This is a genomic window from Loktanella sp. S4079 (assembly GCF_000967725.1).
Lineage (GTDB): Bacteria > Pseudomonadota > Alphaproteobacteria > Rhodobacterales > Rhodobacteraceae > Yoonia.
In genome coordinates this window covers 1-624 of the sequence record NZ_JXYE01000016.1, presented here as the reverse complement: position 1 = coordinate 624, position 624 = coordinate 1, and the positions used below count along the sequence as shown (strand labels likewise).

Genomic DNA, 624 nt, shown 5'->3' with positions numbered 1-624 from the left:
CCGGCGGGCAACACCGAGTAGTCAATACAGAGGTCTGAAAGAGCCGCTTTGAACTCTGCATTGACGAAGGCAGGTCCGTTTTCGACCGCAACATGACCTATGTGTCCGTGTTGTTTCCATACAGTCTCACAGCCAAGTTGACGTGCAAGATCAGTTTTATCACGCATGGCCATCCACAAGACCGCTTTGGCATCTTCGGCGGTCTGGCTTCTCGACAACTTCAAGCCAACTATGCTGCGGGTGGCCGTATCGAAAGCGACACAAACCCAGTATCGGCCAGTTTCGATGTCACGTACGCTATCTTTGCTTATATCAAACCCACCCTTCTTCAGCAGAGCAATGAGATCAATTTCCCATTCATCCATCTCAATCCGGCTGAGTGGAACGGCAAGTTTTAACCCCCCGCCATGGGCACCAAGCTTGTTTTTGGCAGCGGCCAATCCCTTTCGAGCCGCAAGAACTTCAAACTGATCTAGTTCTTTAATCCGCCGTTCGATTGTACTTTGTGAAACTTCGCTCAAAGGGATTTCACCACTCAGCTCTCGAACCTTGTTGCGCTTGCGGATTTCAATATTCACAGTTTCATGGACATGCGCCGGTGCAATTTGGTTTGGATGCAAGTAA

General features: G+C 49.7%; 1 pseudogene. It reads right to left on the bottom strand.

The annotated features are described in order from the left end of the window. Positions 1-624, bottom strand: a pseudogene (locus TW80_RS17060) (hypothetical protein); the annotation flags it as partial.